Source organism: Argonema galeatum A003/A1, from assembly GCF_023333595.1.
GTDB classification, from domain to species: domain Bacteria; phylum Cyanobacteriota; class Cyanobacteriia; order Cyanobacteriales; family Aerosakkonemataceae; genus Argonema; species Argonema galeatum.
Genome location: NZ_JAIQZM010000022.1, coordinates 34843 through 49180, shown reverse-complemented (window position 1 = coordinate 49180; position 14338 = coordinate 34843). Strand labels below are relative to the sequence as shown.

The window sequence follows — 14338 nt, the reverse complement described above, 5'->3', positions numbered from 1 at the left end:
TAGTCAGAATTCCCCACTTTTTCCATCCCCGTCTGCGGAGAAGAATGAAAGTAGTCAGAATTCCCCACTTTTTCCATCCCCGTCTACGGAGGGGGATGAAAGTAGTCAGAATTCCCCACTTTTTCCATCCCCGTCTGCGGAGAAGAATGAAAGTAGTCAGAATTCCCCACTTTTTCCATGCCCGTCTGCGGAGCAGAATGAAACCAACAAAGAAAAAAGGAATATTCCCGTTTGGAATGACGAACTGTATCTAGAATTCCATCGCGGTTGCTACACCAGTCACGCCGATCAAAAACGTTGGAATCGTCGCTGCGAAGGATTGTTATACCAAGCAGAATTGTTTTCTTCTTTGGCAACTATAACTGCTGAGATGGATTATCCCAAAACTGAATTGGAAGATGCCTGGAAAAAGGTGCTTTTTAATCAATTCCATGATATACTGCCGGGGACATCGATTCAGTCAGTTTTTGTGGAGGCGAATCGAGCTTGGCAGGAAGTAGAGGAAGTTGGGTCAGAGATATTGGATAGAGGGTTGAGTGCGATCGCGTCTCAAATCGCCCTCCCCCCACCGCCACATCCAGACGCCTTACCCCTCGTCGTCTTTAATCCCCTCAACTGGGACCGATCGCAAGTCGTTTCCGTTCCTTTACCGACAGAGCTGCACTGGCAAGTTTACGACTTGACAGGACAACCATTACCATCCCAGTCTGACGGCAAAATGCTGCTATTTGTCGCCAATAATGTTCCGTCAGTCGGTTATCGTCTCTTCTGGCTACATCCTCAAGAGGCTGAAAAGCTCGATCCTGCGTTGGTAAGAGATGCTATTTCCCCTAAAGGCACGGAGATAAGCAAAGATAACATATCTATATTAGTACAAAATCGTGAATTTGTCCAAAAAGATAGTTTAAACGAAAAAGATTGGGTTTTAGAGAATGAATTATTGCGGGTAAGCGTTGACCCTGACACTGGTAATTTATCGACGCTTCTTGATAAAGTTAATAATAAGGAAATTCTCAACGAAGGTGGTGGAAATCAACTACAAGCATTTCAAGATAGCGGTCAATATTGGGATGCTTGGAATATTGACCCCAACTATGCACAACACCCATTACCTCCCACTGTGCTGAAATCAATACAGTGGATAGAAAGGGGAAAAGTGCAGCAGCGTCTGCGGGTAATCAGAAAGTTGAATGAATCTGAGTTTTGTCAAGATTATGTGCTGGATGTGCGATCGCCTCTTATAAAAATCGTCACTACTGTAAACTGGCAAGAACGTCACGTATTGGTAAAAGCTGCGTTTCCTCTTAACTTGACGGCAGATTATGTCACCTACGAAATTCCCTGCGGTGCAATTCAGCGCAAAACCATATCCCAAGAAGCAAGAGAAAAAGCAAAATGGGAAGTGAGTGCTTTGCGCTGGGCAGATTTGACTCAAATAGAAAATGAGTCAGAATCAAACCAATTGCCAATTTACGGCGTCAGTTTGCTGAATGATTGCAAATATGGTTATGACAGCCAGCCTAATCAATTGCGTTTAACGCTTTTACGGAGTCCTAGTTGGCCAAATCCAGAAGCCGATCGAGGTTGTCACGAATTTACTTATGCCCTTTATCCTCACCAAGGTAGTTGGCAATCGGCTGGCACAGTTCGACGCGGATATGAATTAAATTTACCTTTGCAACCGATATTGCTTCCAGCAATGAGGAAAAATATCGATTCGCATCTACCACCTGTCGGTCGATTGGTGGATTTATCGGATGAAAATTTAATTTTGATGGCGTTTAAACAATCGGAAGATCATCCAAATCAATGGATTTTGCGATGTTACGAATGCCACGGGGAAGAAGCAGAGTTGAAGTTGCAGAGCGATGTGGGATTAGAAATTGTGCAGTCTGTGAATTTATTAGAGCAACCTGTTGAAACTCCCGAACTATCACCTGATGGTCAAACCTTAAGGATTTCGCCTTGGAAAATTGTCAGTTTCAAGGTTATGTCCGAAATCAACAACGAAATTATAACCAAATATGGTATGATGAAGTAATTTGGACGGGTAACATCAAGATATTTATGAAAATTCAAGGCAGACCTTTAGCAAAAATTATTCCTTGTATCTCGATCGCATCTGCCTTGACAACGATGAACTTTCTTATCCCGCCGCCAGGGAATGCACAAACTTCAGGAGAATTCAGAATACACTGTATGAGTAGGATTATGTACTCTGCTAATCGCCGCCGATCGGAGATAACTGAAAGCGCTGCGATCGCAGCTTGTCAAAACGCCACAACCGCAGAACAAAGCGTCGCTATAGGCAACTGTTTAAAAGATACGATGTACAATTCTAGTGGTGGAATTAGAAATGGGATGAGCGCCGCCGCTGCTGCTACGGTTTGTCAAAGAGCTACAAATATAATTTCCAGTCAACAGATAAGTAAATGTATGATAAATACTATGTACGACAGTCGCAGTCGCCTGCGCCAGGGCATGACCGCAAACCAAGCTGTCAGACAATGTAGCCGTTCCTGATATTATGAGAGTAATGGTGGAATAGAAAAATCATTAAACAAGCAAACATCGTAAGATGTAGATGCTAAAGCTCTCGCCAACTTCTGGTCTAAAGTTAACAATGTAGCACTAACTTGTTGTGGCATAATAAGCATAAACTCCGGGTTTTTGCGGTTCTGGCGGACAAGTGATGCTAAATTATCAGGTGATTGGTGTCTGATAAGCTGCTACGCATCTAAAATGACCGTCAGTTTTTCCGATCTTCTTGTGGGATGGGCAGGAAAGCCCGTCTTTGTATTGGATTTAGATGCGTAATAGCTTATCACATCCGGTAGCATCGGTTGCCTAAAAATTCGCGTTCTCATATCTGCGTTCATCTGCGTTTATCTGTCTTCATCTGCGGTAAAAATTTAACCAACGATGACAACAGACAATTTCTGGATATCGCTCATAGTCATCTGTCGCGATCCTCTCGAATCAAAGCTGTGCTATCGGGCCATTCAACATCAGTAGGAAGCTGTTCGCGACGCCGGTTGATTTCTGCCAATATTTCTGTTACAGACTTAGGTATCTCGCTTTGACTTTGCGGTGTCTGCGGTGGTAAAGTACTCTCTAACAAGGTGATGACTTGAGTGGTAATTGTACGGTGCTGGGATTTAGCTAACTGTTCGAGTCGCACAGACAAGTCTTCTGGTACATCTTGTAAATGAAGGGTAGCCATTGATTGACCTCCAGGTAAAATTTATTGGCAATGGTAGCACAATCTCACAAGTCTTACTACCTTGGGTAGATAGACTAATGTACGAATGCTATTATTTTTATGCAAACCAAACGCAAATCTGTTTTGTAATAGCTATAATATCTTGTAAAAAGGCTAATTAGACAGTCTAAAAACGACTGCGATCGCGTAAGAACCCCTCCGACAGTCCCGTGAGAGCCAAAAGGCAGAGCAAAACGCGATCGCAACCTCAGACCAAAGACAGTTACACCTGACCTCGCATAGGTTTATTCTGAGGTATAAGAGATCGTTTTTTGAGGATTTAATCATGGATAAGCAAACAAAGAAAAATATACAATCTGCTACCGATACATCTGACAGAGTTGCAGAGGATAACTACGATCCCCACATCGTCCCGGCTGAAACCGCTGCACGCCAACAGCGGGAAGGCAATACCTTCAAGACAGTTCCCTCACTAGAGCGCGAAGAAGGAGCAGAAACAAACACTCAAACAGATGACGAAAGCATTCGCACCACAGACGGCTACACAGTAGACAAAGAAGGTCTTCTGAACAATTACGCCATTGAGCCAGAAATGTACATCAACGAACCTGGTGACTTAAGGGAAAAAGAAGCCGCGCTTGCTGCTGAGCGCAGTCAAAAAATCAATGACTTGAAGCAAGACGAGCAAGGAAAACTGAGCGTGGAAGACGACTCGCGTCCCAAAGGACCAGGAGCTATATAGCTTCAACATCCTTTGCTTTATTGAGCAAACAATAAACCTCTTGCCAAAATATTTAGAACCCCACCCTAACCCTCCCCGCTAACGGAGAGGGAATCATAAGTTTGCCCCCTCTCTGTTGCTCTTAGGGGTTAGGGATGGGGTATTTGTTTTATTTTTGTAACAAAAACAAAAACCCGCTTTTGCAAGCGGAGGTGAAAAACAACCGTAGAGAACTTTTTGGATCGGTTTCGCTTCAACACCTTCTTTCTACGGCGTTTTTTATAGTTTTTGGTCAACTAGGGCTATCTTTCAAGCCACCACAAGACCCTCTGGGTCTTGTGGTGGCTTGTTGACTCTGTTGCGCTAATGATATTAGACGCGATAATAACAGCGGTAAGAAACTGTCACAACTTTGTAACAGGGACTATAGACAACCCGATGTGCCCAATGGCGTGCATAACGCCGATGATGCTTCATGTGTAGGGCACGCTTAGTCCGAGGGCCAACGATCGCATCCTGGTACAGTCCCTTGTGACTTTGGAATCGGATCACGGCATTTGCAGTGATCGAACCAAAATAACCAGTTGAACGCACGTACCGGGGGAAGTAGCCCAAACGTTTTAACTTATTTTGCAATTTAAAGACTTTATAGCCTTGGTCGCGGTATCCCAATGTTGCTTGGGCTTGATCGGAGATCCCCAAGACGCCCAACGCGATCGCAAAAGGCAGCAAGTAAAGCCATGCTTGCGTCGAGAACTTTTTCCAGTTCAGCCCGTCGAATACAGGAGCGTTATCTTCGCTCTTGACCGACTCAATGAGCGACGATTCCTCATAAGCCGAAGCACAGTGGATATATGCCAGTGTTTCCATAGCCAATTTGTTTCCTTGTTGTGGGTTTCTTACCAGGGCTATTCTTTTTTTGAGAGTAACGACTGCATTCTAAGCGCAATTTCTGCCTTCTAGGGGTGTTTTGCAGGTATATTCATATTTTTTAATAAAAGTTTATTAGTTAAACTAGCTGTAAAATAAACATTCTTTCTAAGGAAAGATGCCATCTGGGTAAAGATCCAAACTTTGCTTCCTCACATTGCTAACACCTAAAAAAAACCCGCCTTCTAGGGCGGGTGCGAATCACGAAATTTAACGAGGGCCGTTGCTGGACTACTGCTACCCAACCCCAGAGTGAGGTTTACGGACAGGTCTAATTGTGCGAATTACAGACATACTCTTTTGGTTTGGGGGCCAACGATACCATCAGCCCTGACTCCGCAGGCATGTTGCAAACGCTTGACAGACCGTTTGGTGATGGAGCCGAAATACCCCGTTGCACGTACCCTGTAAGGGAAGAAGCCGTAGTATTTCAGATTTCGTTGCAGACGTACCACATCATGGCCACGCTTCCCGTAACTCAGGTTGCGCGTGTACGCCTCGGCTGGGACAGAGAAGCTACCTAAGCCAACGACAAGGGGCAGTAAAAAAAGGCACGCTCGGCTGGAGAACTTTTTCCAGTTCAGTCGATCGAATAGTCGAGATTTAGTCTCAGTCTTGACAGATTCAGTTGAGGATGATTCCTCGTAAGCCGAAGCGCAATGGAGATAAGCTAGGGTTTCCATGAGAATTTTTTGATTTTTGGGTACTTAATCACTCGGAGATGCACTGTTTAGAATTGGTGCATCCTCTGCGTAATTTCCTGTGCTTAAGAGCCCGCTCCGGGTGTTTTAATCTTTTTTTACAAAAGTTTAACTTTGAGCCGAAGATTCTAAGCTAGGAGCTAGGGGCTAGGGGCTAGCCCCTTTTTGACTTTTGACTTTTGACTTTTGACTTTTCTAGCCCCTCTGCCCCCATACCCTCAATCTTCGTGATCTTCAAATGGATCGTTCAATTCCTTAGAGGGAGGGCCGAAAGCCGTATAAATAGAGAAGCCGGTGATAGAGATTAGAGCCACGGCGATGCAAATGCTAAGAACTGTTGCTGGTTCCATAAGTATGCTAAATTATGAGTCTTGTTCATTTATAATATTACGGAACATTAACAAATCGCCAAGTAAGTCCTCGACGTAGGTCGTGGAGTGAATTGGCCTCTGCAAAGCCGTATTGTGGTAAAACACACATAGTATTCAGATTCGTTTTAGGTGAGACATGGCACAAAGGACATTGTTGGGAGATATTCTCAAACCCCTGAACTCGGAATATGGTAAAGTTGCTCCCGGTTGGGGCACTACGCCGCTAATGGCTGTTTTCATGGTGCTATTTTTGGTCTTTTTGTTGATTATTTTGCAGATCTTCAATTCCTCTCTGATCCTTGATAGTTTCAAGGTAGACTGGAGAAGCCTCGGTAGCTAGTCTGCTCTTCTTGAGAGAGCATAAGATTTATTTTCAGCTTTCCCGGCATGACCGGGTTTTTTTTTAAATTGGAATTGGCTGCTAAATTATTTGAGGCACCACAGGAGGAATTTCCGTGAACATCTTTGGTATTGGTCTGCCGGAAATGGCCGTGATTTTGGTTTTAGCTCTATTGATATTTGGCCCGAAGAAGTTGCCGGAAATCGGTCGCAGTTTGGGCAAGACGATTCGGGGCTTTCAAGAAGCTTCTAGGGATTTTGAAAATGAGTTTAAGCGCGAAGCTCAGCATTTGGAGCAAGCTGTGAAGTCGGCGGCACCTCCAAAATCTGAGGAGATGGCTACAGCCAACTCAGAAAATACTGTCGCAACGCCGTCTCAACAAAGTTAAGGGATTGAGTCTATGAAGTCGGCTGAGTCTGCACCCGCTTTGGTGATTCCCCAGTTGATTGTCGGTTTGGGAAATCCAGAGTCTAAGTACGACCAAACGCGGCATAATATTGGCTTTGCGGCTGTAGATGCTTTGGCGCGTTGCTGGCAGATTTCTCTATCGGAAAATCGCAAGTTTCAGGCGTTATTTGGGGAAGGTCGCAGCCCTACTGGGGAAAAAATCAGGCTTGTGAAGCCTTTGACTTATATGAATCGTTCTGGACAGGCGATTCGATCGGCAACCGATTGGTTTAAACTCCCCCCAGAATCGGTGCTGGCGATTTATGATGATATGGATTTGCCGTTGGGGAAAATTCGTCTGCGTCTGTCTGGTTCTGCTGGCGGACACAATGGGATAAAGTCTGCGATCGCACATCTCGGTACTCAAAACTTTCCCCGTTTGCGAGTTGGTATCGGCAAACCTCAAGATCCCACCAATAACGATAAAGACGCCATCTCCCACGTACTGGGGCGATTTTCAAATGCTGAAACCCAGCTAATTTCTGAGGTACTCCAACTCGTCGTCGAATCGGTAGAACTCAGCCTAAAACAAGGAGTTGAGAAAGCTATGAGTCTCTACAATAACCGCACGGTTGCTCCTAGAGACACTTGCAAAAACTAATCAGCCATTTATGTCCCGCTAGATCCGCTAAGATTAACGGGACATGAATCGCGGTTGAGGATAAGGTCGTCTAGCTGTGTAGGCAACGAACCCTTATCTCATCCGTTTCTTGCGTCGAGCCGCCGTTGCCTTGCGTTTGCGCTTCTCCAGCGGCGTTTCAAAGTGGCGATGAGTCTTGACATCAGCCAAGATACCCGCTCTTGAAACTTGACGTTTGAATCGACGTAAAGCAGATTCGAGTCCTTCATTTTCCCCTAAGAGAACTTGGGTCATTCTTACCACTCCGATCTACGAAACTTAATTAACTACCCCACCATGCTAGCGCCAGTATGGGTTTTATCGAGCAATTTCCACATATAGCATTTGAAGTTAGCGTTCGATCCGTTTTCTGTCAAAATTGGTACATTCTGTCACAAAAGCGCGGGTTCTAGGAGAGCAAAGGTGAATCAAATTCTTTGACTCAAAACTCAAAACTCAAAACTTTCTGTGTTTCACATCTGATGTCCCTACTTAGTACCTATCTGAGTTGGTTAAGGTAGGACAGGTCTACTGAACCAAAGTGGATACTGAGCGCAACATTTAAATTTTCTAAAGATTGAATCAGCCACATAACAGCAGCTCCAGAGTCAGACTCGTAGTGGTTAAACAAAATTGAAAACCGCTTTTCTAAGTAAGGCTTAACCTTCCGGCACAGCAGCAGGATTTTCAACAATAAACCAACGGTAATATTGATGCCCAGATTTGCAACCAAGTCAATGAAGATAAAGTGTTGAGGTTGCTGGGTACTGTTGACTACCAAGAAGTTCAACAAATGGCTACAGGTTCTGATTAGCAGAAATTCGTTTACTTGCTGGGAATCGTTATGTGAAAGGATGTTTTGTAAATGTGTTTGGAATTTTTTATTAAACTGACGTTTCCCGTATTCGGGCTCGATTGAAGTAATCAGATATGCGTAAAGATCGTTCTTAAAAGCGCCGAAGGATGGAGTTTTGCTACTGTGAGTTAAAAAGCTTTGGGCTAAGTCGCGGTAACTGTAGGAGCCTTCTACTCGACCGGCATATTGTTTAATGGCACCGAAAAGTTCTCCATCACTCAATAAAGTTGGATTCTTTACCGGCGGGATAATTAGTTTTGTCGGACTTTCAGCTTGTTTTTTTGCCTGATGACTTCGCCGCACTTGGTAGGTTACGTACTGAGACAGACCGATTTCAAATTGTGCCTGCGCCTGGGCTTGTATTTGCCGGATGTTTTGCTGATGCTCGTAAGTACTGTCCTCGCTCAGTAGGCAATGCTCGTATAAGTACGGATACCGACGAATTAATGTTCCTAAAGGCTTGACTTTTGCCTCATTTTTGAGTTCGGCGGTTTTACTCATTACTTGAGACAAACGTCGCAGGGTTACATACTGCTCGCTTTCAATAAAAAGCTTGATCAGCTCCTGCAAGCGCCTGACTGACTTAGAACGGTAGGAATGCTTTCCTACTTTGGTGGACGTATTCTCAAACAACGTAACCAACTCAGGTATCGCTATTTGCTGTTGGGGGTTCATCTGCCAGCGGTTGATCAAAATGTGGCAGCAGCGATTAAGAACAAATTTGAAGTCCTGCTCAGCCTGCTTGGAACTGATAATCTGGTCGAGCAACATCACAATTTCGCTGTCAGGGTATCCCGCACCGTCGATAAACAAGCTGTGAAAGCGTTCTATCAGACGACTTGGGGATTCCACTTGCGCCCAATGGAGGAGATGTTTATATAACTTTTGCTCCTCGGCCCGTATCTGCCTTGTATAGGGGTCTTTCCAGGCAGTCACTTCGATCTCCTCTACCTTGGGTGTAAATTTGTTTGGAACCTGAAAATTTAAATTTTCCATATTCAGCTATTACACTATATTTCACTATTACCAAAAGCTTAAGAGGGTATAAAAAAATTCTTCTTAAGACTGATACATCTGCTTTTAAACAGTGGCTTCCTTCAGCCTTATCCTGTTTGACCCATTTGCTATCTTATGGAGTTAGTATATTTTACCTTCATTTTTCTTCTATCCTAATGGTGAAATATAGCAGCTAACTGTGACTTAAATCACTTAGCTGGCCTAATTTTACATTGTCTTAACTTGAGGTACTGTCGCATCCGATCGAGTCGAGATGTGTTTTATATAAAACATTTCCAGGTTTGCGATCGGCGGTCAAGGGGCTGGAACCCCCTGTGTTTGTTGCAACGGTACACTTATCTATTCTCAAAATACCTCAGTATTTTACTTTATACTCGGCTGCTCCATTAAGATACAAACAAAAAATCTGGATTTTTGGTGAAGATTCTGTTAAGGTACGGGCTGTTGCTCGAAATTCACTGAAATTTAGCTATTCACCATGCCCTGTCAGATAACGATAGCCCAAATATCTGAAATTCTGGCTCTACCGCCTGAAAAATTGTCCCAAAAAGCGCTAGCGATGCTGGCAACGGGTATTTCAACCGATACGCGCAGCCTTACACCGGGAGAAGTGTTTTTGGCGCTACGGGGTGAAAATTTTGATGGGCATAAATTTGTGGCATCTGCTGTTGATAAAGGAGCGATCGCCATAATTACAGATCTCGCTACCAATGTCCAGCTGCCAGAGGATATCCCTCAACTGCAAGTAGCAGACACTCTGCAAGCATACCAGGCTCTAGCACGCTGGTGGCGCGATCGGTTTACCATTCCCGTGATTGCCGTAACGGGTTCGTTTGGCAAAACCACTACTAAGGAACTGATTGCGGCAGTTTTGTCAACTAAAGGGCGCGTTCTCAAAACCCAGGCGAACTACAATAACGAGATCGGCGTACCTAAAACTTTGTTAGAACTGGGGCCAGAACATGACTTCGCCGTGATTGAAATGGCGATGCGGGGTAGAGGGCAGATTGCGGAACTTACACAAATAGCACACCCAAATCTAGGTGTAATTACGAATGTCGGTACAGCGCATATTGGTTTGTTGGGTAGTGAAGAAGCGATCGCGCAAGCTAAGTGCGAATTACTCGCAGAAATGTCTCCAGAAGCAGTTGCTATTCTCAATCACGATAATCCCTTACTTATGGAAACTGCTGCTGAAGTTTGGCAAGGAGAAACTATAACTTATGGACTGAAAGGGGGAGATTTACAGGGGGAATTAATTAATTCCGATACTGTCAGTGTGGAAGGTATGCAATTACCTCTACCTTTACCAGGACGCCACAACGCACTTAACTATTTAGCAGCTTTGGCAGTGGCGAAGGTTCTTAAAATTGATTGGAAACCTTTAACAGCTGGTTTGCCAGTTCAACTGCCGGAGGGACGAGCAAAACGTTACGATTTGCCGAACGATATCGTAATTTTGGATGAAACTTACAATGCTGGGCTAGAGTCGATGGTAGCGGCGTTACGTTTGCTGGCGCAGACGCCGGGGAAACGGCATATTGCTGTTTTGGGTACGATGAAAGAACTGGGAGAGCGATCGGCCCAATTCCATCGCCAGGTAGGTGCCACTGTAAGGGAGTTGAATCTGGACGTTTTGCTGATTTTAGCAGACGATCCGCAAGCAGAAGCGATCGCTGAAGGTGCCGAACCTATGCCATCTGAGTGCTTTTCGACTCATGCATCTGTGGTTGAGAGGTTGAGAGAGGTGGTGACAGAGGGCGATCGCATTCTCTTTAAAGCTTCCCATTCAGTCGGACTCGATCGCCTAGTCAATGAATTTCGTCATTAGTCAAAAGTCATTAGTCATTGGTAAAAATTAAATGCCCAATGACTTTTGACTAATAAAAAATAGAGAAAAGATTATGGCTAAAAAACTAGACCAAATTATTGTTGTCGATATCGAAGCTACTTGCTGGGAAAGTTCGTCACCACCCGGACAAGAAAACGAAATTATCGAAATTGGCATCTGCACATTAGATATTTCTTCGGGAGAAAGACTGGAAAAAGAAAGTATCTTAGTCAAACCAGAACGTTCAACCGTAAGCGAGTTTTGCACCCAGTTAACTACGCTAGCTCAAGAACAAGTCGATACTGGGATTACCTTCCTAGAAGCTTGTGCAATTCTGAAAGATAAATATCTATCCCATCAGCGAGTTTGGGCAAGCTACGGTGAATACGACAGACAACAATTTGAAAAACAGTGTCAATCTTTTAATGTCACTTATCCTTTCGGCACGAGGCATATTAACATCAAAACTCTGGTTGCCATTTTTCATGCCTTGCCGAAAGAAGTAGGTATGGCAGAAGCATTGGAACTGATGAACTTACCACTAGAAGGTACGCATCATCGGGGAGTGGATGATGCCTGGAATATAGCTGGTATCTTGTCAGAATTACTTTTAAAAACAACAATATCTCAGAGATAGAAAAATTTGTCATTTTGCCCCATATCCCATCCCAAAAGTGGAGTCGTGGATATTTTTATTCGATTTGGTATGTTGTTGCGCTTCAGCGCTCTTTACTCCTTTCATCGATGAAACCTATTTTCTCTTCTTATTTGTTCCGGTACAGGCGGGATACCTTGTTGCGTTGCTTCTTCATCGGTAGTATTGTTTAGGTAGGAAGGAAGTAATTCCGCCAAAGGCGTTCGGTTCATTCGCGCTGCGTGATTCAATAGATCTGGCATAAGTTTTACCAGACTTAGATCGATATCCTTGAAGTCAATATCATTCAAAATCGCACCTCTAATATCGGTCTGATAAAAGTTTGCTAACTTTAGATTAGCCTGACTCAAATCAGCATTATTCAGCATAGCATTCCTGAGATTGGCACTCTCTAAATTGGCGCTGGTTAGATTAGCATTAGTCAGGATAGCACCTTGCAGATTAGCAGTAAACAAGTAGGCATTAATGAGTTTTGTATTAGTCAGGTTGGCATTAGTTAGGTTAGCCATAGTCAGGATAGTTCTACTCAAGTCAGCATTCGCCACTTTCGCATTAGTTAAATCCGCCTGAGTTAGGTTAGCCCCCTGCAAATCAGTACGGTTGAGGATAGCTCCATTCAGCTTAGCTCCAACTAGGGAACAAGCAGCTAAGTTGGCACCTTTGAGGTTGGCATTACTCAAGATGGCACTTCTGAGATTAGCATCACCTAAATAGGCATCTGTTAAGTCGGCACCCGTCAAGTTGACACTCTCTAAATTGGCAGTTTCCAGCTTGGCTTTACTAAGTTTGGCACCAGTTAGGTTTGCACCTCTTAAGTCAGCCATACTCAGGTTAGCTTCAATGAGAATGGCTTCTGGCAAAAAGGCAGTCGTTAGGTTAGCTTCTCTTAAGTCAACGCCTCTGAGTCTGGCACCCCGGAGTCTGGCATTTCTCAAATTTGCTCCCCTCAGTTTAGCTTCCCTGAGCATAGCGCCGCTCATTTTGGCTTCTTGCAGGTCAGCTACTTCTAGGTTGGCACCTCTAAGGACGGTCTTCTGTAATTCGGCACCCCGGAGTTTGGCACCCCTTAAGTCAGCATTTTCCAACATGGCACCCGCCAAATTGGCACCACTGAGATCGGCCCCTCGGAAGTTACCGCCTCTGAGGTCTACGTTTTTGAGGTCGCACTTGGGACACTGATTTGTTGTCAGTAACTTTTTGATATGTTCGGGATTGGCAGCTTGAACCGATTTGGCTAAGCAGAGAGAGGCTAGTAGGAGTGCAAGCTGAAAGATTTTCTGCATATATTTGCAGCGTGTCGCTTTTCTATTGTTCTTAATATATTGCATTCGGTGAACCAAGATCGCTCTTTAGTTCAGTTACTCAATGTTTCTGTTTCGGCTTCTGTAAAGATGGGTGGCCACAGTTCGGGAATTGGTAATTCCCAACCTGGGAAGAGTTCTGTAATGGTTAAGATGTCTTCATTGCTTAAGACAATTGGTTCGCCTGTGGGTCGATAAACGGTTACAGTTGTTTCATCGGGGTCAATGAGAATTCCGACAACTGCTCCTAATTCTAAGAACTTTTTAAGTCTCTTTTCTAGGGGTTTAATTCTGTCGCTTTGAGATTTAATTTCAACTACTAAATCTGGTACAAGTTGTCCAAAGTAACGAGGACTTTGGAGAAGGCGGGAGGCGCGAACAAAGGAAACATCGGGTGCTTTGAGGTTTGTATCTGGCATGATGAAACCACCTGCGGAGTCAAACACTCGTCCGAGGCGACGAGGGTAAACCCAGTTAGCCAGTAGTCGGCTAAACAGAATAGTAATTTCGCTGGATACAATGTCTGAAGGCCCCATAACGATAATTTTCCCATCTTCGAGTTCTAGTTGGTAATCATGTCCGGCTTCGGAGAGTGTTGCTTGTAAGTTTTCCAAGTCTTTTATTGTCATCAGTGACATCATAAATCTCCTTGTCTAGCTGAGGGTATATATATTTTAACTCAAGATGATAAAATCATAAAGTGTTCAAAAGTTAGTAAAAATGAGAACCGGCACAAATTGGGAGGATACCCAAGAAAACATTCATTCGGCGACCAGTCCCAAGAAATGTTTCGAGATGGAATACAGGTATGGATGGAAACTCAAAGATATCCGCAAAACTAGAGACAGTATCCTAAAAGTAGATTGCGTTTTTTACGGCAAACAAACCAGTTTCGAGGACGAGCGTTATGAGACAGACTTGGATTATCTACAAGAGTGACGATCCAGATGCCACTGGATGGGAAGACCGCCAGCTTCTGCCATCGGAAAGCTTAACAAGCATTCTTTCTGAGGAATGGCATTATTCCAGTACTCCTGAAATTCCCAAAGCAAACGATCGCGTTAGGGAGTATGCTAATGCCAAAGATCCCGGTAATGGAGTGACTCACGGACGCGATGGCGATTGGGTGGTCGTGCGGGTTTGCCAGTTCGCCAGCTTCGATACTGACGAGCGGATTGTAGTATGTTACTGCCAGTATCAACCAATCGATGCCCAATGGGAGGAATTGCGACGCGGCGCTTCTGTTGATGAAATATTGGAAGTTTCGCAGCAGACAGCATGAGGTCGAAGCGATCGCACGTATTTTTGTTCATACAGCGCACCAGG

General features: G+C 44.3%; 18 protein-coding genes. 10 read left to right on the top strand and 8 right to left on the bottom strand.

All coding sequences use genetic code 11. From position 1 onward, the window contains the following. Positions 1–2041: alpha-mannosidase (locus LAY41_RS21075; RefSeq protein ID WP_249102634.1), on the top strand; the 2041-nt coding region annotated here is incomplete at its 5' end. After that, a complete protein-coding gene (locus tag LAY41_RS21070; protein WP_249102738.1) occupies positions 1966–2523 on the top strand; it encodes a hypothetical protein in 558 nt (185 codons plus the stop codon). The genes LAY41_RS21075 and LAY41_RS21070, both read left to right, overlap by 76 nt. 433 nt (positions 2524–2956) lie before the next feature. Here the strand turns inward: LAY41_RS21070 and LAY41_RS21065 are convergent, their stop codons facing one another. Further along, on the bottom strand, positions 2957–3223 hold the full coding sequence (locus LAY41_RS21065; RefSeq protein WP_249102631.1) for a hypothetical protein: 267 nt from the start codon (positions 3221–3223) through the stop codon (positions 2957–2959). A 325-nt stretch (positions 3224–3548) separates the two neighbouring features. Here LAY41_RS21065 and LAY41_RS21060 point away from each other — a divergent pair, with 325 nt between their 5' ends. Further along, positions 3549–3965, top strand: coding sequence for a hypothetical protein (locus tag LAY41_RS21060; RefSeq protein ID WP_249102629.1), 417 nt, complete (start codon positions 3549–3551; stop codon positions 3963–3965). A gap of 351 nt (positions 3966–4316) precedes the next feature. On the opposite strand, the gene LAY41_RS21055 is transcribed toward LAY41_RS21060, so the two are convergent. From LAY41_RS21055 to psbN, 3 genes are all read right to left on the bottom strand, one after another. Beyond that, a complete protein-coding gene (locus tag LAY41_RS21055; RefSeq protein ID WP_249102628.1) occupies positions 4317–4814 on the bottom strand; it encodes a peptidoglycan-binding domain-containing protein in 498 nt (165 codons plus the stop codon). A gap of 344 nt (positions 4815–5158) precedes the next feature. After that, positions 5159–5557, bottom strand: a complete 399-nt coding sequence (locus LAY41_RS32860) for a peptidoglycan-binding domain-containing protein (RefSeq protein ID WP_420840336.1) — start codon at positions 5555–5557, stop codon at positions 5159–5161. A gap of 236 nt (positions 5558–5793) precedes the next feature. After that, positions 5794–5925, bottom strand: coding sequence for a photosystem II reaction center protein PsbN (gene psbN / locus LAY41_RS21050; RefSeq protein WP_249102627.1), 132 nt, complete (start codon positions 5923–5925; stop codon positions 5794–5796). A gap of 157 nt (positions 5926–6082) precedes the next feature. Here psbN and psbH point away from each other — a divergent pair, with 157 nt between their 5' ends. From psbH to pth, 3 genes are all read left to right on the top strand, one after another. Next, positions 6083–6286, top strand: coding sequence for a photosystem II reaction center phosphoprotein PsbH (gene psbH, locus LAY41_RS21045; RefSeq protein WP_249064824.1), 204 nt, complete (start codon positions 6083–6085; stop codon positions 6284–6286). Positions 6287–6401: 115 nt separating this feature from the next. Next, on the top strand, positions 6402–6674 hold the full coding sequence (locus LAY41_RS21040; RefSeq protein ID WP_338023036.1) for a TatA/E family twin arginine-targeting protein translocase: 273 nt from the start codon (positions 6402–6404) through the stop codon (positions 6672–6674). 12 nt (positions 6675–6686) lie between these two features. Next, positions 6687–7334, top strand: a complete 648-nt coding sequence (pth, locus tag LAY41_RS21035) for an aminoacyl-tRNA hydrolase (RefSeq protein WP_249102624.1) — start codon at positions 6687–6689, stop codon at positions 7332–7334. 93 nt (positions 7335–7427) lie between these two features. On the opposite strand, the gene rpsU is transcribed toward pth, so the two are convergent. After that, positions 7428–7607: a 30S ribosomal protein S21 gene (gene rpsU / locus LAY41_RS21030; RefSeq protein WP_249064826.1), complete on the bottom strand. Its 180-nt coding sequence runs from the start codon at positions 7605–7607 to the stop codon at positions 7428–7430. A 244-nt stretch (positions 7608–7851) separates the two neighbouring features. Beyond that, positions 7852–9204, bottom strand: a complete 1353-nt coding sequence (locus LAY41_RS21025; RefSeq protein ID WP_249102616.1) for a hypothetical protein — start codon at positions 9202–9204, stop codon at positions 7852–7854. 499 nt (positions 9205–9703) lie between these two features. Between LAY41_RS21025 and LAY41_RS21020 the strand changes: the two genes are divergently transcribed. Both LAY41_RS21020 and LAY41_RS21015 read left to right on the top strand, forming a co-directional pair. Further along, complete coding sequence (locus LAY41_RS21020) at positions 9704–11056, top strand: UDP-N-acetylmuramoyl-tripeptide--D-alanyl-D-alanine ligase (protein WP_249102614.1); 1353 nt, start codon at positions 9704–9706, stop codon at positions 11054–11056. 73 nt (positions 11057–11129) lie between these two features. Next, complete coding sequence (locus LAY41_RS21015) at positions 11130–11693, top strand: 3'-5' exonuclease (protein WP_249102612.1); 564 nt, start codon at positions 11130–11132, stop codon at positions 11691–11693. A 101-nt stretch (positions 11694–11794) separates the two neighbouring features. Here LAY41_RS21015 and LAY41_RS21010 read toward each other — a convergent pair whose 3' ends face one another. After that, positions 11795–12994 carry a pentapeptide repeat-containing protein gene (locus tag LAY41_RS21010; RefSeq protein WP_249102610.1) on the bottom strand — a complete coding sequence of 400 codons (1200 nt, stop codon included), beginning with the start codon at positions 12992–12994 and terminating at the stop codon, positions 11795–11797. Positions 12995–13065: 71 nt separating this feature from the next. Then, complete coding sequence (locus LAY41_RS21005) at positions 13066–13650, bottom strand: Uma2 family endonuclease (protein WP_249102729.1); 585 nt, start codon at positions 13648–13650, stop codon at positions 13066–13068. Positions 13651–13732: 82 nt separating this feature from the next. On the opposite strand from LAY41_RS21005, the gene LAY41_RS21000 reads away from it, so the two are divergent. Next, complete coding sequence (locus LAY41_RS21000) at positions 13733–13951, top strand: hypothetical protein (protein WP_249102607.1); 219 nt, start codon at positions 13733–13735, stop codon at positions 13949–13951. Further along, on the top strand, positions 13920–14294 hold the full coding sequence (locus LAY41_RS20995; protein ID WP_249102605.1) for a hypothetical protein: 375 nt from the start codon (positions 13920–13922) through the stop codon (positions 14292–14294). Before LAY41_RS21000 ends, LAY41_RS20995 begins: the two co-directional genes overlap by 32 nt. Positions 14295–14338 lie beyond the last annotated feature (44 nt).